Source organism: Streptomyces sp. NPDC026062, from assembly GCF_055568375.1.
Genome location: NZ_JBVHOQ010000004.1, coordinates 119,964 through 137,733, shown reverse-complemented (window position 1 = coordinate 137,733; position 17,770 = coordinate 119,964). Strand labels below are relative to the sequence as shown.

The 17,770-nt window shown below is 72.1% G+C and carries 17 protein-coding genes and 1 pseudogene; 9 read left to right on the top strand and 9 right to left on the bottom strand.

All coding sequences use genetic code 11. The annotated features are described in order from the left end of the window. Nucleotides 1-64: 64 nt before the first annotated feature. A complete protein-coding gene (locus tag ACZ4LX_RS05275) occupies nucleotides 65-577 on the top strand; it encodes a mycothiol transferase (RefSeq protein ID WP_467639570.1) in 513 nt (170 codons plus the stop codon). A gap of 187 nt (nucleotides 578-764) precedes the next feature. Here ACZ4LX_RS05275 and ACZ4LX_RS05270 read toward each other — a convergent pair whose 3' ends face one another. Together ACZ4LX_RS05270 and ACZ4LX_RS05265 are read right to left on the bottom strand one after the other, a co-directional pair. Then, on the bottom strand, nucleotides 765-1,718 hold the full coding sequence (locus tag ACZ4LX_RS05270; protein WP_467639573.1) for a nitroreductase/quinone reductase family protein: 954 nt from the start codon (nucleotides 1,716-1,718) through the stop codon (nucleotides 765-767). Nucleotides 1,719-2,085: 367 nt separating this feature from the next. Continuing rightward, on the bottom strand, nucleotides 2,086-2,904 hold the full coding sequence (locus tag ACZ4LX_RS05265; RefSeq protein WP_467639576.1) for an AraC family transcriptional regulator: 819 nt from the start codon (nucleotides 2,902-2,904) through the stop codon (nucleotides 2,086-2,088). A gap of 114 nt (nucleotides 2,905-3,018) precedes the next feature. On the opposite strand from ACZ4LX_RS05265, the gene ACZ4LX_RS05260 reads away from it, so the two are divergent. Then, nucleotides 3,019-3,450 (top strand): DUF2000 family protein, encoded by a 432-nt coding sequence (locus tag ACZ4LX_RS05260; RefSeq protein WP_467639579.1) that lies wholly within the window; start codon nucleotides 3,019-3,021, stop codon nucleotides 3,448-3,450. A 76-nt stretch (nucleotides 3,451-3,526) separates the two neighbouring features. On the opposite strand, the gene ACZ4LX_RS05255 is transcribed toward ACZ4LX_RS05260, so the two are convergent. The 3 genes from ACZ4LX_RS05255 to ACZ4LX_RS05245 form a co-directional block, all read right to left on the bottom strand. Continuing rightward, the gene (locus ACZ4LX_RS05255) at nucleotides 3,527-4,576 is read right to left on the bottom strand and encodes a polyprenyl synthetase family protein (protein WP_467639582.1); all 1,050 of its coding nucleotides are present in this window, start codon (nucleotides 4,574-4,576) and stop codon (nucleotides 3,527-3,529) included. Next, a complete protein-coding gene (locus tag ACZ4LX_RS05250) occupies nucleotides 4,573-5,664 on the bottom strand; it encodes a tetratricopeptide repeat protein (protein ID WP_467639585.1) in 1,092 nt (363 codons plus the stop codon). Before ACZ4LX_RS05250 ends, ACZ4LX_RS05255 begins: the two co-directional genes overlap by 4 nt. A gap of 276 nt (nucleotides 5,665-5,940) precedes the next feature. After that, nucleotides 5,941-7,233 carry an alpha/beta family hydrolase gene (locus ACZ4LX_RS05245; RefSeq protein ID WP_467639588.1) on the bottom strand — a complete coding sequence of 431 codons (1,293 nt, stop codon included), beginning with the start codon at nucleotides 7,231-7,233 and terminating at the stop codon, nucleotides 5,941-5,943. A 434-nt stretch (nucleotides 7,234-7,667) separates the two neighbouring features. Between ACZ4LX_RS05245 and ACZ4LX_RS05240 the strand changes: the two are divergent. The 3 genes and pseudogenes from ACZ4LX_RS05240 (at nucleotide 7,668) to ACZ4LX_RS05230 (ending at nucleotide 10,901) form a co-directional block, all read left to right on the top strand. Next, a pseudogene (locus tag ACZ4LX_RS05240) lies at nucleotides 7,668-8,923 on the top strand (ATP-grasp domain-containing protein). Further along, nucleotides 8,920-9,747, top strand: coding sequence for a Rossmann-like domain-containing protein (locus tag ACZ4LX_RS05235; protein WP_467639591.1), 828 nt, complete (start codon nucleotides 8,920-8,922; stop codon nucleotides 9,745-9,747). The pseudogene ACZ4LX_RS05240 and the gene ACZ4LX_RS05235 overlap by 4 nt, the downstream one beginning before the upstream one ends. Then, on the top strand, nucleotides 9,744-10,901 hold the full coding sequence (locus ACZ4LX_RS05230; RefSeq protein WP_467639594.1) for a PLP-dependent cysteine synthase family protein: 1,158 nt from the start codon (nucleotides 9,744-9,746) through the stop codon (nucleotides 10,899-10,901). Before ACZ4LX_RS05235 ends, ACZ4LX_RS05230 begins: the two co-directional genes overlap by 4 nt. A gap of 21 nt (nucleotides 10,902-10,922) precedes the next feature. Here the strand turns inward: ACZ4LX_RS05230 and ACZ4LX_RS05225 are convergent, their stop codons facing one another. Both ACZ4LX_RS05225 and ACZ4LX_RS05220 read right to left on the bottom strand, forming a co-directional pair. Then, nucleotides 10,923-11,600, bottom strand: a complete 678-nt coding sequence (locus ACZ4LX_RS05225) for a formylglycine-generating enzyme family protein (protein ID WP_467639598.1) — start codon at nucleotides 11,598-11,600, stop codon at nucleotides 10,923-10,925. 91 nt (nucleotides 11,601-11,691) lie between these two features. After that, a complete protein-coding gene (locus ACZ4LX_RS05220; RefSeq protein WP_467639601.1) occupies nucleotides 11,692-12,084 on the bottom strand; it encodes a nuclear transport factor 2 family protein in 393 nt (130 codons plus the stop codon). 358 nt (nucleotides 12,085-12,442) lie between these two features. Here ACZ4LX_RS05220 and ACZ4LX_RS05215 point away from each other — a divergent pair, with 358 nt between their 5' ends. The 4 genes from ACZ4LX_RS05215 (at nucleotide 12,443) to ACZ4LX_RS05200 (ending at nucleotide 15,548) form a co-directional block, all read left to right on the top strand. Then, complete coding sequence (locus ACZ4LX_RS05215; protein WP_467639604.1) at nucleotides 12,443-13,141, top strand: alpha/beta fold hydrolase; 699 nt, start codon at nucleotides 12,443-12,445, stop codon at nucleotides 13,139-13,141. Between the two features lie 105 nt (nucleotides 13,142-13,246). Further along, nucleotides 13,247-13,924: an ABC transporter permease gene (locus ACZ4LX_RS05210; protein WP_467639608.1), complete on the top strand. Its 678-nt coding sequence runs from the start codon at nucleotides 13,247-13,249 to the stop codon at nucleotides 13,922-13,924. Then, nucleotides 13,921-14,598, top strand: a complete 678-nt coding sequence (locus tag ACZ4LX_RS05205; RefSeq protein WP_467639611.1) for an ABC transporter permease — start codon at nucleotides 13,921-13,923, stop codon at nucleotides 14,596-14,598. Before ACZ4LX_RS05210 ends, ACZ4LX_RS05205 begins: the two co-directional genes overlap by 4 nt. Beyond that, nucleotides 14,595-15,548: an ABC transporter substrate-binding protein gene (locus ACZ4LX_RS05200; RefSeq protein WP_467639614.1), complete on the top strand. Its 954-nt coding sequence runs from the start codon at nucleotides 14,595-14,597 to the stop codon at nucleotides 15,546-15,548. Before ACZ4LX_RS05205 ends, ACZ4LX_RS05200 begins: the two co-directional genes overlap by 4 nt. A gap of 42 nt (nucleotides 15,549-15,590) precedes the next feature. On the opposite strand, the gene ACZ4LX_RS05195 is transcribed toward ACZ4LX_RS05200, so the two are convergent. Both ACZ4LX_RS05195 and ACZ4LX_RS05190 read right to left on the bottom strand, forming a co-directional pair. Then, on the bottom strand, nucleotides 15,591-16,520 hold the full coding sequence (locus ACZ4LX_RS05195) for a DUF6807 domain-containing protein (RefSeq protein ID WP_467639618.1): 930 nt from the start codon (nucleotides 16,518-16,520) through the stop codon (nucleotides 15,591-15,593). Next, the gene (locus ACZ4LX_RS05190; RefSeq protein ID WP_467639913.1) at nucleotides 16,517-17,668 is read right to left on the bottom strand and encodes a Gfo/Idh/MocA family protein; all 1,152 of its coding nucleotides are present in this window, start codon (nucleotides 17,666-17,668) and stop codon (nucleotides 16,517-16,519) included. The genes ACZ4LX_RS05195 and ACZ4LX_RS05190 overlap by 4 nt, the downstream gene beginning before the upstream one ends. Between the last annotated feature and the right edge of the window lie 102 nt (nucleotides 17,669-17,770).

Below are 17,770 nucleotides of genomic sequence, written 5' to 3'. Positions count from 1 at the left end.
CACCGGTCCGACGCGGCGCGTGTCGATGGCGGGGCGAGGGCGGGGGAGCGGCCAAGGTGAGGGCATGAACGTCGCAGACATCCTGACCGATGGATACACCCGCATCAGGGAGACCGTGCACGCGGCCGTCGACGGTCTCGCCCCCGACGACCTCAACGCCCGCCTCGACGACGGGGCGAACTCGATCGCCTGGCTGGTCTGGCACCTGACCCGCGTCCAGGACGACCATCTCGCGGACGCGGCGGGTACCGAACAGGTCTGGTTCACCCAGGACTGGGCCGCACGCTTCGATCTGCCCGTAGCCAAGGGCGCCACCGGCTACGGACACAGCAGCGAACAGGTCGGCGCCGTCCGGGTGGGCTCCGCCGAGCTGCTGCTCGGCTACTACGACGCCGTGCACGAACGGTCGGCCGAATTCATCCGGGAACTCGACGGCAGAGCGCTCGACCGCATCGTCGACGAGGCCTGGTCGCCGCCCGTCACTCTGGGCGTCCGCCTGGTCAGCGTCCTGGCGGACGACCTCCAGCATGCCGGGCAGGCGGCATTCGTGCGGGGCTGCCTGGAGCGCCGCCGGTAGGACCTCGCTGGAATCGGAGTGGGCGGTCGGCGGAGCGGGCGGGGGAGGACGGCCAGGAGCGCCGCCCGCCCCCGTCGCAGTCGCGCCGATCGGAACCGGAGTTCCGGTTCTGCGGCAGGCCCCTGCCAGGACCTGGCGGGGGCCTGCCGCAGAACGAGGAGCGGACCGGCCCGGGGCCGGCGGATGATCAGCCGAAGTCAGGTGCCGGGGCGGTGGCGTTGAGCGCCGTCACGATGGTCTCCTCCTCGTACCTGAAGTGGGACTCCAGCTGGTTCGCCAGCTGTTCCAGGCCGGTGCGCAGCCGCACGGGGTCGGATTCCCCGGGTACGAACCCGTCGACGAGTTGCTGGATCTCCCCCTGGAGCCGCGCCACCACCTGGTGCTCCTCGCCGAGTTGCGCCAGCGCCGGGGCGAGTGCGGGGAACTGCCTGGCGAGCGTCGGGAACACGGCTGTGTCCTCGCCGCCGTGATGCCTCTTCAGTGCCCCGCAGAAGTCGAGGCAGTGGGTGCGCAGCTGCTGGGCGAGGTCCGGCCGTGTCCGCTCGATCGTGTCCGCGTCGCCCTCGACCACCCGGTCCGCCTGGGCGCGGAGCGTCCTGAGATCCCCACGCAGCCAGTCGTGCACCTCGACGATCCAGTCGCCCATGCCCTTGACCCGCTCCTCCCCGGGCCTGGGGCCGGTCCGGTTCAGTACGACGACCGGGATGACCCGGGTCGTTCGGGCCTGGTGGCCGGCGTACCCCGGTGCCTCGGCGATCACTCGGCCGAAGAGCTTGTCACGCTCCTGGCCCGGCGGGACGGCGGCGATCGCCTGGTAGGTGTCGGTGCCCGTCTCGACCGTCACGATCGGGTTCTTCCGGATGTTGTGATACCACGCCGGGTGCTTGTCGGCGCCATTCGCGGAGGCGACGACGATCCCTTTTCCGTCGAATTCGAGATACCCGAGGATGCTCTCCCGGCGCAGGCCGCTCCTGGCTCCGACCGTCGTCAGCACGGCCAACTTCCAGCCCTCGAACATGCCGCTCATCCTTCCGTTGCCTGCCCGGAATTCGGCGATGGCCTGGCGCTGGAACTCATTGACGTCGAAACCCGCCCCGGTATCGGGCCGCGCTTCTCCGGTCTCGGCCTGTTCCTTGCTCATGTGCTGCCCTTCCACGTCGATCGACCGCGAAGGAGGGCCACGCCACCGGAAATCGACACAGAAGTACCCCGCATGCTTACGCAGTGAAAAAATGGGCGCAGCAATCCCAGGAAAGGGATTGACGAGCTGCGAGAGATGGAACATGCCGATCTCTGTAATGGCTGAGTAGCCGCTACCTCCATGCGTAGGCCCATACGGGGCTCAAAGGAAACGTAACATCATTTCCGCTGATCGGGCAATGTCACATCGGCGAGAGCAATCGCGATCCGGGGAAGCGGAGTTGGACCCCCGTGGGACGGCAGGTGCCTGTCAGGAGCCGCCGGCCCGGCACCCGGGCGCCGGGCGTGATCCAGCTGTCGGGCTCCGGTCACACGGCAGGAGGGAGGGACACGCCGCGCGTACGGGCGTAGTGGCCCGGAACGGTCCCCACGACCCGCTTGAAATGGCGCGTCAGATGGGACTGGTCGTAGAACCCCACGGCGCCCGCCACCTCCGACGCGGGCAGTCCCCGGAGCAGCAGCCGGCGTGCGAGATCGACGCGGCGCCCCGTCAGGTACTGGTGCGGTGCCATTCCGAACTCCCGGCTGAAGGCCCGCACCAGGTGCGCGTGATGGGAGTGCAGTTTCAGCGCGGCCTCCTGGAGCGCGATGCCCTCCACGAACCGTTCGTCGAGCAGGTCCCGCAGCCGGTGCGCGAGCCGGCGGTCGTGGACGTACCGTACGGGCTCCGCACGGCTGCGCAGGTGGTGGTCGAGGCGGTCGACGACAAGAGCGAGACGGCTCGCCGCCTCCAGTTCGTCACCGGGTCCGGCGAGCGCGGTGTGGAGAAGGCCGATGCGGTGGCGCAGGGCCGGATCGTGCAGGACGGGCCGGTCGACGGCCGTCCCGACGAGCGATTCGTCGACCTGTGCGACATCGAGGTACAGCACGCGCTTGCGGAACCCCGCGGCGGTGGCGGCACCGCCGTTGTGCGGAACGTGCGGGGGCAGCAGTGTCACCACATCCGTGAGGACACCGTGCTCGTGGTGGTCCAGGTCGTAGCGGACCATGCCCTCGTCCAGGATGAGCAGCGTCCAGGCGTCGTGCGTGTGCATCGGGTAGGTGTGGTCGGTGAAGCGGGCGTGGAAGACCTCTTCGATTCCCGCCACGTCCGGACGCCACGCGGTGATGTCGGGACGTGCAGCCATGCGCCGATCGTACGCCCGGCGGCTGTGCCGCCGAACCGGCCGGGGGCACCGGGGCGGGCGCCGTGCAAAGTTCGTACAAGACGGGGCGGTGGACGGCCCGGCAGGCTCGGGGTCATGACAGATGAACTCGCCCCCGTCCGCTTCGACACCAAGATCGCCGTACTGCTCAGGGAGGACCTGGAGACCTGGCAGCGGCTCAACGTGACGGCCTTCCTCGTCAGTGGGCTCGGGACGGCCGTGCCCGAAGTGATCGGCGAGCCGTACGCCGACGCCGACGGCACTCCGTACCTGCCGATGTTCCGGCAGCCAGTCATGGTCTTCGAAGGGCCGAAGGAGCTGCTGACGACGGCCCACACCCGGGCGGTCGCCAGGGGCGTCACCCTGTCGGTGTTCACATCGGACCTCTTCGCGACGGGCAACGACCGGGACAACCGTGCCGCTGTCCGCGCGGTGCGGCGGGACGGCATGGATCTGGTCGGGCTGGCCGTGCACGGACCCCGCAACGCCGTGGACAAGATCCTCAAGGGCGCGTCCATGCATCCCTGAAGTCGGCTGCCGCGCGTGTGGAACACCTGTGGCGGCGGGCGGAGGCCTGGCCCGCCCCGCCCGGCCGCGTGGTGTGTCACACGGTGCGATCCACGAAGTACGGCAGCAGGGAGAGAAGGTCCGCGAGAGGGGCAGGGGCCAGGACCACGCTTTCCACACAGGCGCGGGCGCTCTCCAGCTGGCGGTCCGCCTCGGCCAGCGCCGCCGCTCGGCCGCCGGCCTCCTCGATCAGCCCGGCCGCCCTCCGGACGTCACCGTCGTCCAGGGCTTCGCCGGTGCGCAGCAGCGCGCCCAGCCGCTGAGCGGCCGGTCCGCCGGCGGCAAGGGCGGCGAGGACGGGGTACGTCTTCTTGCGGCGGCGCAGATCGCTGTGCACCGGCTTCCCGGTGACGGAAGGGTCGCCCCAGATCCCGAGCACGTCGTCCACGGCCTGGAACGCCACACCGAGATGGCGCCCGGCGGCCGCGAGGGCATCGCTCTCCGAGCGCCCGGCGCCGCCGAGGACGGCGCCCAGACCGGCCGCGCAGCCCAGCAGCGCGCCCGTCTTCCGCTCGGCCATCAGCCGGTACTCGTGCGGCTGCACGGCGCCGGGCCCGGTCCAGGGCCGCGACTCGAAGAGCAGGTCGTCGGCCTGGCCGCGCACCAGGTCGCCGAGTGTCGCCGCCAGCAGCCGGACCGCCGGGACGCACGCACCACCGGGAGCCCCGGCGAGTGTCTGCACGGCCAGTGCGAAGAGCGCGTCCCCGGCGAGGACCGCAGGCCCGGTTCCGTAGGCCTTCCAGGCGGTGGCGCGCTGCCTGCGGGTCTCGTCGCCGTCCATGATGTCGTCGTGGACGAGCGAGAACGTATGGATGAGTTCGACGGCGACCGCGCCGAGTACCGCGCTCTCCGCCTGCGCGCCGACGGCCTCCGCCCCGAGGACGGCCAACGCGGGCCGGACCCCCTTGCCCTGCGCGCCGGGGGAGGCCCGGCCGTCGGGTCCGTCCCAGCCGAGGGAGAACGCGGTGATCTCGGCATGCCACGGATGCAGCTGCCGGACCGCCCTGCTGAGCGCCGGGCGGACGAGGTCGCCGCATCGGGCGAGTACCCGGGGCGCGTCGGTGCGCTGGGCCAGGGGCGGCGTCATCGGTGGCCCCCCGCCGTGTCCACCGCACCGTCGGCCGGTGTCACAGTCACCGCGCCGTCGGCCGGTGTCACCTCCAGCTCCACGTATGCCTTGTCGACCATGTCGCGGGCGTTGAGCAGCCCGATCCGGTCGAGTGTGCCGCGCAGCACGTCCAGTTCCGCCGCGGTCTCGGCACGGTCCCGGCCCAGCCGGGCCAGCGACTTCACCAGCCCGAGCCGGGCCAGTGCCTCGCCCCGGGGCTCCGTCATCGCACGGAACTCCGCCAGCGCCTCCGTGTAGACCTCCCGGGCCTCCTCGTACCGCCCGGCACGGTAGAGCACATTGGCGCGCATCTTGTGGTTGTAGGCGAGGGCGCTCGACAGATTCATCGCACGGCAGGTCAGTTCGGCCTCGGCGAGCAGACCGAGTGCGCGCTCCGGGTCGTTGTCCCGTACGGAGACGATGTCGGCCATCCCGCGCAGCGCCCAGGCCCGTCCGCGCCGGTCGTCCGCGTCCCCGGCGATCTGGGCCGCCTCCTCGAACATCTCCAGTGCGGTGTCGAACGACCCGGTGTTGCGGTGGATCTGGGCTATGCCCTCCAGGGCCCAGACGGTGTGGCGGGCCTCGCCTCGGGCACGGGCCTCGGCGAGGAGCTGCTCGTGCAGGGTGGCGACGGTCCGGTAGTCGCCCTGGATCCGTCCGGTCTCGGCCAGGCCGGCGAGCGAGTAGCCGCGCGCGACCACATCCCCGCTCGTCTTCCCCATGTCCGCTGCCAGCCGCAACAGGCGGAAGGCGAGCCGCAGTCCGCCGCGCTGCCGGGCGAGGGTCCCGCCGCTCCACAGGGCCCATGCCATGGCTCCCGTGTCACCGGCCGACCGGGCGGCGCGGTAGCTGGCCTTCCAGGCGCGGTCGGCTTCCTGCACGTTGCCCAGCCTGCGGTGCGCCTCGGCCACCGCGAGCCCGGTGCGGGCCACCTCCTGCGGAGAGCCGGCGAGTTCGGCCTCCTTCAAGTGACGTACGCCCTCGGCCAGCACGTCCGTGAGGGATGCGTTCACGGACATCTTGGTGAGGGCGCCCTGGTACTCGGGCGCCAGTGCTTTGCTGTGCATGGGAGCCTTTCGCGCGCGACGGGGCGGGCAGGCCACACATCTATACGCTCTATGTATACATCATGCGTATAGGTGCGCGGTGCTCTGACCCCTGCGCTCGTGGGGGTGGGACGAAGCCGATGGTGTGCGGCGTGCCGCCTTGTTGTGGATCAAGACGGCAGATGTGCGCGGAGGGTTGCCTCGTGATCGGTGAAACCCTGTGGAAGCCGGTTCCGGCCCCATGCGTCCGGTCCTGCCGAGCAGTTGTGCGCGGACAGGTGACGAGGCGGCCCCGGGTCAGCCGGGTCGCACGGCCAGATGGCCGGTGAACCACTCCCGGGCCAGCTCGGCAACCTCGTCCAGGGCACCCGGTTCCTCGAAGAGATGGGTGGCGCCGGCGATGACGTCGAGCCGGTTCTCGCAGCGCAGCCGTGCCTGGGCCTGCCGGTTCAGCTCCAGCACACGGGTGTCGTCGCCGCCCACGATGAGCAGGGTCGGGGCGCGTACGTCAGCGAGACAGTCGCCGGCCAGGTCGGGCCGGCCGCCCCGGGAGACGACCGCGCCGATCCCTGCGCCGTGTTCGGTGCCGACGGCCGCGGCGGCCCGCAGCGCGGCCGCGGCCCCGGTGCTGGCCCCGAACAGGCCGACGGGGGCGGATGTGCGGCGTTGCGCCCAGGCGGTGGCATCGGCCAGCCGGTCGGCCAGCGTGGCGATGTCGAAGACGTTGGCGCGGTCGGCCTCCTCGGCGGGCGTGAGCAGGTCGAAGAGCAGGGTGCCGAGCCCCGCCCGGTTCAGGGCGGCCGCCACGGCGCGGTTGCGGGGGCTGTGGCGGCTGCTGCCGGAGCCGTGGGCGAAAACGACGAGCGCTCCGGCGTCCCCGGGTTCGGTGAGCTCGCCCGGCAGGGTCACGCCACCCGCTTCCACCGCGGCCTCGACGGTGGGGCGGGGTGTGTCGGGTGCCGCGGCACGGGCCAGCAGTGAGACGACTTCCTCGTCCGGGGTCTGGCCGAAGTCCCGGTACCACTCGCCCACGGCGGAGAACCCGTGCGGCGTCGACAGGCACACCAGGTCGTCGACCTCGCCGCGCAGCCGTTCGGCGGCGTCCGGCGGCGCCACCGGAACGGCCAGTACCACGCGCGCAGCCCCCTGGGCGCGGGCCACCTCGCACGCGGCCAGAGCGGTCGCGCCGGTCGCGATTCCGTCGTCGACGACGATCACCGTGCGCCCCGCCAGGGGGATACGGGGCCGGGCGCCCCGGAACGCCCGTGCCCGCCGCACCAGCTCGGCCTCCTCGGCGCGCTCGACTGCGGCGATGTCCGCCCCCGACACCCGGCCGCGGCGCACGATGTCCTCACTGATCACCCGCACACCGCCCTCGCCGATGGCGCCGAATCCCAGCTCGGGGTGGTAGGGGACGCCGAGCTTGCGCACCACGATCACATCGAGCGCGGCCCCGAGTTCCCCGGCGACCCGGAAGGCCACCGGAACTCCGCCACGCGGCAGTCCCAGCACCACGGGATCGGATGCCGCCAGCGGGCGAAGGGCCTCAGCAAGCCGTTGTCCCGCCTCGGCGCGGTCGGCGAACAGCACAGGGGTTCACCCCCTGGATCGGGAAGACGGACAGCCGCCCGGCCATCTGTTTCGAATCAACACCGTGCGCCGCCGGCCCGCAACCGCCGGAGACCCTCCTGTCGCCGTGAACCGCGCCGGGCGGACGTGAGGCCGCTCGGCAAGGGCGCCCTCGGAGCCGGGACTGCGGAGGGTGGCGTCCGGGCGCGGGTGCTGTCGCGGTGGCGGGCCGCCGGACGGCCGGTATGCCGGACCCCGAGACCGGGGGACCTCGGTTCCCGCCGAAGCGACGTTCCCCTTCGTTCAACGGTGCGCTGCGGGTCCAAGGGGTGAGCTCCGGACGCTAGATGACAATGAAAACGATTGTCAATAACGTGTGGCGAGTCAGGCACGAGCCCCCGGACGGGCGCCGCCGCCTGCCCGGATCCTGAACTGCACTGCGAAGAGGGGTAGTCGTGGCACATCTGCTGATGGTCGAGAGCCGGGGCGGATCGATGAGCAGACTTCTGCCACGGGCGATCCTGGAGGGCGGGCACGAGTTCACCCTCCTCACCCGCGACCTCCACCACTACCTGCGCGCGGCCCCCGAAGGCGTCGCACACCCCCTGCTCTCGGCCCGCCATGTGCTGACGGCGGACACCAACGATGCCGACTGGCTGCCGGTGTTCGCCGAGCGGGCCCACGCCACCCTGCGGTTCGACGGCGTGATCACCTCCTGCGACTACTACCTGCCGGCCGCCGCCAGGACCGCCGCCCGGCTGAGTCTGCCGGGGCCCTCTCCCACCGCTGTGGTCAACGCCTGCCGGAAGGACGTCACGCGGCGGGTCCTTGCCGAAGCCGGGGTGCCGGGACCGAGGTTCGCCGTCTGCTCGGATCACCCGGAGACCGCGCGGGCCGCCCGGGAGATCGGATTCCCGCTCGTCCTCAAGCCCGTGGACCTGTGCGCCGGGATGTTCGTGCGCCGCGTCGACGACGAGACGGGCCTCGCCGGGGCCCACCGGGCGCTGATGGACTTCCCCGTCAACGCGCGAGGCCAGGAACGGGCGCCCGTGGTGCTGCTCGAAGAGCTGCTGTACGGTCCCGAAGTCAGCGTGGAGACCGTGACGTTCGGCGGCCGGACCGAGGTGGTCGGGGTGACGGACAAGAGCACGGGCGGCGCACCGGCCTTCGTGGAGACCGGTCACATGTTCCCCGCGGCGCTCACCGGGAAGGACGACCGCGCGGTGCGGGAGACCGCCGTGCGGGCCGTCGAGGCGCTCGGACTCGACGCCGTGGTGGCACACACCGAGATCAAGCTGACGCCGGACGGCCCCCGGGTGGTGGAGGTCAACCCCCGTCCGGCCGGCAACCGCATCACCGAACTGGTCCGACATGTGACCGGCATCGACCTCGCGGCCGCCTGTGCGGACGTGGCACTCGGCCGCGCACCGGACCTGCGCCCACGCGCCACGGCCTGCACAGCGCGGCCATCGGCTTCCTGGTGCCCGGGACCGGGGGTGTGCTGGAAGCGGTCGAAGGAGCGGACGAGGTGGGCAAGGAGCCGGACGTCCCGGAGATCGCCGTCGCGGCACCCGGCACCCGCACCGGTGCCGCGAACAGCAACAACGACTACCTGGGCCATGTGATGGCCGGCGACGCGGAAGGCCCGGGGGCCCGGGACCGCGTCGAGGCACTCCTCGCCCGGCTGCGCCCCCGGCTGGTGAACCGATGACCTCGACCACGTACCCCGCCGCCGCCTCGTACGAGGACCTCGTCGCCGGAGTCCTGGCCGGCCGCTTCGGCCCCGACCCGCGAACCCGCCGCATCGCGATGGGCTTCACCACCCGCCAGGCCGTACGGCATCCGGGACGCGGCAGCGGCTACCGCAACGAGGTGCTGAGTCTGCGGCTCGGCGCGGCCGTCGGCTCCTGCGCCGTCGAACCGGGCGAGCTGCCCGCCGCGGTCGTCGACGACTGCGTCGGCGCGGATGTTGCCGCGCTGCTCACACACCGGCTGCGCCCGGTGCGGGTGGCCGCGCTCGACACCTGTCTGATGGATGTGCTGCCCCACGGTCCCCGCGCCGGCGGCCGGCCGTGGACCCTGCCGGCCGGCGGCTCGCTGGAGAAGTCCCGGGCGCGGGCACGCGCCGTCGTCGCCCTGCTCGACATCCCGCCGGGCCGTACCGTTCTCGTCGTCGGCGTGGTCAACTCGCTGCTGGAGGCGTTGCGTGAGCGCGGACTCGCCTACGTGCCGTGCGACCTCAAGGGCGGGACGACGGAGTGGGGCGAGCCGGTACGGACGCATGCGCCGGCCGAACAGGAGCGCTGCGACGCGATCCTGGCGTCCGGGATGACCCTCGGCAACGGGAGCTTCGAACCGCTGCGGGAGCACGCCCTGCGGCACGGCAAGCCCCTCGTCGTGTTCGCCCAGACCGGCAGCGCTGTGCTGCCCCGGCTCATCGGCGCCGGAGTCACCGCCGTGTCCGCGGAGCCGTACCCCTTCTTCTGGCTCGACGGCGGCCCCGGAACCGTTCACCGCTACGGAGGCGCCCTGTGACCACCGCACTGCTGCGACCCGCGGGCAACCGGGAACTCCTCGGGCTCGTCGGCCGCACCCCGCTCGCCAGGATCACTGCCGATCTGCCCTGCCCGCACCCCGGCTTCTGGGCCGAACTCGAAGGCTTCGGCGTGGGCGGAATGAAGGCGCGAGCCGCCGTGTCCATGCTGCTCGGCGCCGAACAGCGCGGCGAACTGCGCCCGGGGGCGCCGGTGGTGGAGTCCACCTCCGGCACCCTCGGTATCGGACTCGCCTTCGCGGGCCAGGCACTCGGCCATCCGGTCGTGCTGGTCGGCGACACCGAACTCGAACCCTCGATACGCGGTCTGCTGAACGCCCATGGCGCCAGGCTGGAACTCGTCGGCCGCCCGGCCCCCGAGGGCGGCTGGCAGGCCGCCCGGCTGGCCAGAATCCGGGAACTGCTCACCGGACTGCCGGGCGCCTACTGGCCCGACCAGTACAACAACCCGGACAACACCGCCGGCTACGCGTCCCTCGCCGCCGAGATCACGGACCGCCTCGACCATGTGGACGTCCTGGTGTGCAGCGTCGGAACAGGCGGGCACAGCGCGGGTGTTGTCGGTCCGCTGCGCGCGCGCTGGCCCGGACTGCGGCTGATCGGCGTCGACGCCACCGGTTCGGCGACCTTCGGGCAGCCCGCCAGGCCCCGCCTGATGCGCGGGCTGGGCAGCAGCATCCGTCCGGGCAACGTGGCCCACGGCCAGTTCGACGAGATCCACTGGGTCGGGCCGGCGGAGGCCGCCGACAGCTGCCGACGGCTGGCCAGGGGCAACTTCGTCAGCGGCGGCTGGAGCACCGGTGCCGTCGCCCTGGTCGCCGCCTGGGCGGCCAGGGTGCACCCGGGCGCCGTCGTCGTCACGGTCTTCCCCGACGGCCCGCACCGCTATCTCGGCAGCGTCTTCGACGACGGGTTCAACGCCCTGCACGGGCTGGGCCCGCAGGCCGCGGCCGTCCACCCGGTGGAGATCCGCCACCCGCGGGCCGCGGAAGCGACCGGCTGGACACGCTGCCGCACGGCCGCCGGACGCCGCGGGGACCGTCTGCCCGCCTGTCCGGCGGTGTCCCGTGCGCCCGGGGGAGCGGGGGCGTCCCGGGTGCCTGTGGCAAGCGCTCCGCAGCCGTCCTGCCCGTGAATCCGCCGGCGAAAGGACCGCTCACCGGTGGCCGGAGCGTGCGACGCGGAATCCCGTGTCGTCGATCCGGAACGTCGGGTGGCTGCGGCGGCGCACCGAAGCCCGGCAGCTCCAGTGCTCGTCGAACCACCCGCCTCCGCGCAGCACCCGGTAGGTGCCGTACACCTCGGGGTCGTAGACGTCCCAGCACCACTCCCACACGTTGCCCAACGTGTCGTACAGGCCCCAGCCGTTGGGCTGTCTGCCGCCCACCTCGTGCGGCCGGTCCCGCGCGTTGCCGCGATGCCAGGCGATGTCGTCGAGCCGCCCGTACCGTGCCTCCGCGGTGCCGGCCCGGCACGCGTGCTCCCATTCGGCCTCGGCCGGAAGCCGGTACCCGTCGGCGGCCGTGTCCCACTCGGTGCGTGCGGCGTCGTCGTGGAGGCGGTACACGGGTGCCAGCCCCTCGCGCAGGGACAGGGCGTTGCAGAACCGGACGGCGTCCAGCCAGGAAACCCCTTCGACGGGAAGGCGCCCGCCGCCCTGCGCGGTGCTCGGCCGCTCGCCCGTGACCTGCGCGTACTGAGCCTGGGTGACCGGGAAAGCCGCGAGCCGGTACGGCGCGACATCCACCGCCCAGCTGTGCTGCGTACGACGGTCGGAAAGGGTCACCCGGCCCGGCGGAACATCGACCATGGCGATCTCGGTGCTGGTGTCCATAGGGCGGCGATCCTACCAACCGCGCTTCCTGCGGAAGGCGCGTGAACCGTGCCAACCACCCTCACGCTTCCGGGCCTTGACCGAACGCGGATCAGCCTGCCGACGCCTCGCGGCTGATCCGGTCGAACCGGGCGCCCATAGCCGCTGCCAGTGCCTGCGCGGCCGAGAGGGGCCGGACCATGACCATGAGGCTCTCGATCTCGCCCGCCTCGTTCATGTGCAGGAAGTCGCAGCCGTTGATCTCCCGGTCGCCCACCTTCGCCACGAAGGTGAGGGCGTGATCGCGGCCGTCGTCGCTCGCCATCTCCTTGACGTAGCGGAAGTCCGTGAAGACCTCCGTGACCGCGCGCAGGATCGCGGCGGTCAGGGGCTTGCCCGGGTAGGGCTTGAACGCCACCGGGCTGGTGAAGACGACGTCGTCGGCCAGCAGTGCCTCGACCGCGCCGAGGTCGTGCGCCTCGACGGCCTTGCGGAATGGGTGCATCCGGAGCTCCATAGTCAATTTGTTGAATAAGCGTGAATGAGATTAATCACATCCATGTATGGGTGTCCAGATGTCCTTCGACCGTGCACTCCTGGTGGCTCTGCCGGAGGGCGCTGCCTCCCGCCGGCGCCCTGCCATCCAGTGACCGGGCGCTGCCTCCCGCCGGCGCCCGGCCGTCCAGTGACGACCCGGTGGCCGGGGGAACAGACCGAGAACGACGGTGACGGGGCAGCGGTGCGCGCGGCGGCCGATGAACACGCGGAGTGGGCGCGCGCCCGACCTGCCCGCTGCGAACGGCCACGGCCGCCAAAGCTTTGGTACCGGTACCGATGTCATACCCCCCGGCTACCGTTTCCCCATGACTGATTTTGTGCTGGTGGCGGGTGCCTGGCTCGGAGCCCCGGCCTGGGACGACGTGGTGCCCGGTCTGCGAGCGGCAGGACACGGAGCGCATCCGGTGACCCTGTCGGGCGTCGGCGAGAGGCGGGACAGACCGGCCGGCCGCCAGACGCATGTGGCCGACATCGTCGACGAGGTGGATCGCCTCGGTCTGCGTGACGTCGTTCTGGTCGGCCACAGCTACGCCGGCATTCCCGTCGGACAGGCCGCCGAGCGTATCGGTGACCGGCTGGCCCGCGTCGTCTTCGTGGACGCGAGTGTTCCGGCCGACGGCGAGTCGTTCGTCTCCGCCTGGTGGCAGGGCCCCGCCGCGCTCCGGGACGAGATCGCGGGGAACGGCGGCTCCTGGGCCCCGCCATCCGCGGCGGACTTCCGGGGGCAGGGCCTCACCGAGGCGCAGACCGCACGGATCCTGAGCAGCGCCACGCCGCATCCGGGCGCCTCGCTGAGCGACCCCGCGGTACTGACCGGCCCGCTCGGCGCGCTTCCGGCGACGTACATCAAGTGCCTGCTCGACGGCCCCGAACCGGCCGATGACGTAGCCGCGTTGCTGACCGGTGAGCAGTGGGAGCTGATCACGATGGACACGGGCCACTGGCCCATGTTCTCCCGGCCCGACGAACTGGTGGCGATCCTGAACGGCATGGCGGCACCCTGACCGGCCTCCGGTCCGGACCGTTCGTCCCGGGGTGTGTACGTCCGCGCACCCCGGACAGCCGAACAGGACGCGCGCCCCCGCACCGATCCGGTCTGCAATGGAGGGATGACGGCGCCCCCGGACGACTGCCTCGCGCGCAACGAGTGGATCTGCGGCGCCTACCTGAGCAGCCGCCGGCACATTCTCTGGGACGCCCTGCTGCAACATCTTCAGCTGACCGCTGTCTCCGTACTCATCGCACTGGTCATCGCGCTGCCCCTCGCCCTCGTGGCCCGCCGCCTGCGCTGGGCCGCGGGGCCGGTAACGGGAGTGACGACCATCCTCTGCACCATCCCGTCGCTCGCCATGTTCTCGCTCCTGCTCCCCGTGTACGGACTCTCCGCCTCGCTCGTCGTGGCAGGCCTCGTCCTGTACTCGCTCACCCTGCTCGTACGGAACATCCTGGCCGGGCTGCGCGCCGTACCCGAGGAGACGCGGCAGGCGGCGCGCGGCATGGGGTACGGGCCCGTCCGGCTGCTCGTGGCCGTGGAACTCCCGCTCGCCCTGCCCGCCGCGATGGCGGGCCTGCGCATCGCCACCGTCTCCGCCGTATCCCTGGTCACCATCGGCGCGGTCGTCGGTCACGGAGGGCTCAGCAACCTCATCTACTCCGGGATGAACACCTACTTCAAGGCCCAGGTGCTCACCGCCTCCGCCCTGTGCGTCGCCATCGCCGTCGCCGCCGACCTGCTGCTCCTGTGCGCCCAGCGCCTGCTCACCCCATGGACCCGGAGTCAGTCGTGAAGACCCTCACCGACGCCTGGGCCTGGCTCACGACGGCGGCGCACTGGTACGGCGACGACGGCATCTGGACCCGGCTGGCCCAGCACCTCGTCCTCACCGCCGTCTGTCGGCTGATCAGCTGCCTCATCGCCCTGCCCGTCGCCCTGGTCCTCGGCCATCTCGGCAAGGGCGGCGCCCTGGCCGTCAACATCTCCAACGTCGGCCGAGCCGTCCCCACCTTCGCCGTTCTCGTCCTGCTGCTGCTCACCCCGGTCGGGCGGTTCGGCGAGGGGCCTACCATTGTCGCGCTCGTCCTGTTCGCCGTACCGCCACTGCTTACCAACGCCTACGTCGGCATGCGGGAGGTGGACCGGGACGTCGTGCGGGCGGCCCGCGGCATGGGCATGACGGGCCGGCAGATGCTGACCCGGGTCGAAGTCCCGCTCGCCCTGCCGCTCATGGTGACCGGCGTACGGATCGCGGCGGTCCAGCTCGTCGCCACCGCCACCATTGCCGCGCTGGCGGGCGGCGGGGGACTGGGCCGCATCATCACCGCAGGCTTCAGCCTCGCCTCCACCGCCCAGGTGATCGCCGGGGCCGTGCTGGTTGCCGTGTTCGCCCTGATCGTGGAAGGCCTTTTCGAGCTGGCACAGCGGCTCACCCCCGACCGGTTCCGCGGCGGGAACCCGGTATGAGGTTCCGGAACCCGACTGCCGCCGTCCTTCTTCTGCTGGCACAGGTCTCCGCCTGCGCCACCGGACCCGCACTGGAGAATCAGGGCGACGTCACCGCCCCGCCCGGCGACAGCAGACACCTCACCGTCGGCTCGGCGGGATTCACCGAGAGCGATCTGCTCGCCCAGATGTACGCGCTGCTGCTCCGCCGGGCCGGATACTCCGCCCGGACCATCTCGGTCACCAACCGCGAGATCTACGAACCGGCCCTGGAGAACGGTCAGATCGACGTCGTCCCCGAGTACGCCGCCACCTTCGCCGACTGGCTGAACGCCAGGAAGAACGGCGCCGACGCCCCTCCCGTCGGCTCGCCGCGCCTCGCCACCACCATGAAGGCCCTGCGCGCCCTGGCCGCACCCCGCGGTCTCACCGTCCTGGACCCCGGCCGCGCCGTCGACCAGAACGCCTTCGCGGTCACCTCCGCCTACGCGGCGAAGCACCACCTGACCTCGCTGAGCGACCTGGGGAGGTCAGGACTGCCGGTCCGGCTGGCCGCAGGCGACGAATGCGTCCGGCGCCCCTACTGCGCCCCTGTGCTGAAGAAGACCTACGGCATCGACATCACCGCCGTCGACCCCAAGGGAGTCGGCACCACCCAGGCCAAGCAGGCTGTCCGCAGCGGCCGCGGCCAGCTGGTGCTGACCACCACCACGGACGCCACCCTGGACGGCTTCGGCCTCGTCCTCCTCGCGGACGACAAGCACCTCCAGAACGCCGACTACCTGGTCCCCGTCGTCAACCGGTCCCGGGCCGGCGGCCAAGGCGTCCGTACGGCGCTGGACAAACTGAACACCGTACTGACGACCCAGGACCTGGCCCGGATGAACGAGGAGGTGGACAGCTGGCGCCGGCTCCCCGAGGACGTGGCCCGCGCCTATCTGCGCTCGCGCCGCCTCCTGCCCGGCGACTGACCGGCGGGCAAAGGGGCAGGGCTCGCCGACCTGCGCGCGGTTCTACCAGCTCAGCTCTGCGAGCCGGGCCTCGATCCGCTCGCGGTCCCATGCCCCGTCCGCGACGATCACCCGGTAGCGCCGGGCCAGCGTCGCCCCGGGCTCCAGGACGAGTTCGTCGTGGAAGGCGAAGGACGGGGCCACCGCGGCGAAGGGGTCGTTGCGGACGAACCAGTGCGCGGGGTGCTCGCCTCCGGCACCCGTGTGGTCGTTCTCCGGCGCGTGGACGAAGACGAGCGTCGCGTGACCGTCCGCCCCGTCGTGCTCGCCGCTGTACGCCAGCCAGGGCGCCTGCCGCCCCATCACCTCGGGACCCTCCCCTTCGGAGGTGAGGATCCGGCCGTCACGGAAGGCGCGCGGCCCGCGCCAGAAGAGCCCCGTGTAACCGGCATCGCGCCGGCCGTGCGTGGCCGGGCTGCCGAACCGCAGCGGTTCGTCCCGCCGGTTGGTGACGGCCGACGCCCATGTCAGCACCCAGCTGCCGGCCGCCGGATCGACGTCGTGCACCTCGATCCGGCGCACCTCGTCGGCCCACAGCCCGCCGCCGTACGGATGCCAGCTCAGCCGCTCGGCGACCGCGGCGCCGTCCTCATGCACCGACACCTCGTCGAATCCGCGGTGCGCCATGGAACCCACCCGCTCGGGCAACGGCTGATAGCCCTCGCCCGGCACGTAGGTGTTGCCGCCCCAGAGGTTCTGCCCCGACAGATGCGAGGCGGTCAGCTGCAGCCCCTTGTGCCAGCGGTGGTCGTGGGGCCGGTAGTCGGTCACCACCCGGTCGGCCAGGGTGCGCAGCGGATGGATGTACGGCTTCGGCGCCTCCCAGGCCGCCTCGGGCCGGTACACGTACCGCAGGAGCTCCACCCCGGTGCCGGCCACGGAGACCGCGATGTGGTCGCCGTGCCGGTGCACCAGATTCAGCCTGCTCGTCATGCGGAGGCCTCCGCCGGCTCGGGTGCCCAGCCGGGGGCGTTGCCGTGCAGGGCGCTGTAGTACGGGTCGCCGGGGCCGATCTCGCCCGCCCGGACGGTGCCTCCGGTGAAGGCCGCCTTGTACAGGGCGGCGACCAGTTCCAGGCTGGTACGGCCGTCGGCGCCGCTGCTGCGCGGCCGTCTTCCCGCCCGCAGGTCACCGAGCAGGCCGCGCAGCTGAGCCTCGTGGGAACTGGGCACGTCGACGCCGAAGTCCCGCCAGGCGGCCACCTGTTCGGCGGGCACGCCGGGGGCCGGGGTGATCCGCCAGTCGGCGTTGCGATGGCCGTACAGATGCGTGAGCTCGACCGTCGCCCGCTCGCAGTCGATCCGGATCCGGCTGACCTCGTCGGGGCTGAGGACACTGTTGACGATCGTGGCCATCGTGCCGTTCTCGAAGCGGACGAGCGCCGTGGAGACGTCCTCCGTCTCCACGTCGTGCACCAGCCGTCCCGCCATCGCGCGGATCTCCGACCACGGGCCCAGCAGATCCAGCAGCAGATCCATCTGGTGAATTCCGTGGCCCATCGCCGGGCCGCCGCCCTCCGTGCTCCAACGGCCCCGCCAGGGCGCGGAGTAGTACGCCTCGTCCCGGTACCAGGTGGTCTGGCAGTGGGCGACCAGTGGCCGTCCCATCGCCTGCCCGGCCAGCAGCGCCCGGACATGGTCCGAGCCGGAGCCGAACCGGTGCTGGAACACGATCGCGGCGTACGGGCCGCCGCTGTCGGGGTCCTCCGCGGCCTCGATGGCGTCGAAGTCCTCCAACGAGGGGCAGGGCGGCTTCTCGCACCACACCCAGGCCCCGGCCCGCAGCGCGGCGATGGTCTGGTCGCGGTGGAATCGGGGCGGGGTGCCGAGAGTGACCAGATCGGGCCGCTCATCGGCGAGCATCCGGCCGAGATCCGTGTACGGGCGGCCCGTGCCCGCTTCGGCGCAGAACTCCGCGGCGGAGGCGGCGTCGACGTCGACCGCCGCGACGATCTCCAGGGGCTGTTCGGCTGCCAGCGCACGCAGGGCAGGCAGATGGCTGACGCGTGCGATCGCACCGGTACCGACGACCGCGACCCGGATCGGCCTGCTGGGGGAAGCCTGGCTGGGCGTGACAAACACCTCCACGGTGAGGGGCGCCCACCCGATAGCAAGCGCTTTCTCCCTGCGGAAACCTAGGCTTTGCGCAGGGCTCGGGTCAAGGGACGAGCCCTCTGCGCCCCT

Bases quoted from the DNA above. Each gene is read 5' to 3' on its own strand.
- ACZ4LX_RS05275 (WP_467639570.1), top strand. From the start codon at position 65: ATGAACGTCGCAGACATCCTGACCGATGGATACACCCGCATCAGGGAG.
- ACZ4LX_RS05270 (WP_467639573.1), bottom strand. From the start codon at position 1,718: ATGAGCAAGGAACAGGCCGAGACCGGAGAAGCGCGGCCCGATACCGGG.
- ACZ4LX_RS05265 (WP_467639576.1), bottom strand. From the start codon at position 2,904: ATGGCTGCACGTCCCGACATCACCGCGTGGCGTCCGGACGTGGCGGGA.
- ACZ4LX_RS05260 (WP_467639579.1), top strand. From the start codon at position 3,019: ATGACAGATGAACTCGCCCCCGTCCGCTTCGACACCAAGATCGCCGTA.
- ACZ4LX_RS05255 (WP_467639582.1), bottom strand. From the start codon at position 4,576: ATGACGCCGCCCCTGGCCCAGCGCACCGACGCGCCCCGGGTACTCGCC.
- ACZ4LX_RS05250 (WP_467639585.1), bottom strand. From the start codon at position 5,664: ATGCACAGCAAAGCACTGGCGCCCGAGTACCAGGGCGCCCTCACCAAG.
- ACZ4LX_RS05235 (WP_467639591.1), top strand. From the start codon at position 8,920: ATGACCTCGACCACGTACCCCGCCGCCGCCTCGTACGAGGACCTCGTC.
- ACZ4LX_RS05225 (WP_467639598.1), bottom strand. From the start codon at position 11,600: ATGGACACCAGCACCGAGATCGCCATGGTCGATGTTCCGCCGGGCCGG.
- ACZ4LX_RS05220 (WP_467639601.1), bottom strand. From the start codon at position 12,084: ATGCACCCATTCCGCAAGGCCGTCGAGGCGCACGACCTCGGCGCGGTC.
- ACZ4LX_RS05215 (WP_467639604.1), top strand. From the start codon at position 12,443: ATGACTGATTTTGTGCTGGTGGCGGGTGCCTGGCTCGGAGCCCCGGCC.
- ACZ4LX_RS05210 (WP_467639608.1), top strand. From the start codon at position 13,247: ATGACGGCGCCCCCGGACGACTGCCTCGCGCGCAACGAGTGGATCTGC.
- ACZ4LX_RS05200 (WP_467639614.1), top strand. From the start codon at position 14,595: ATGAGGTTCCGGAACCCGACTGCCGCCGTCCTTCTTCTGCTGGCACAG.
- ACZ4LX_RS05195 (WP_467639618.1), bottom strand. From the start codon at position 16,520: ATGACGAGCAGGCTGAATCTGGTGCACCGGCACGGCGACCACATCGCG.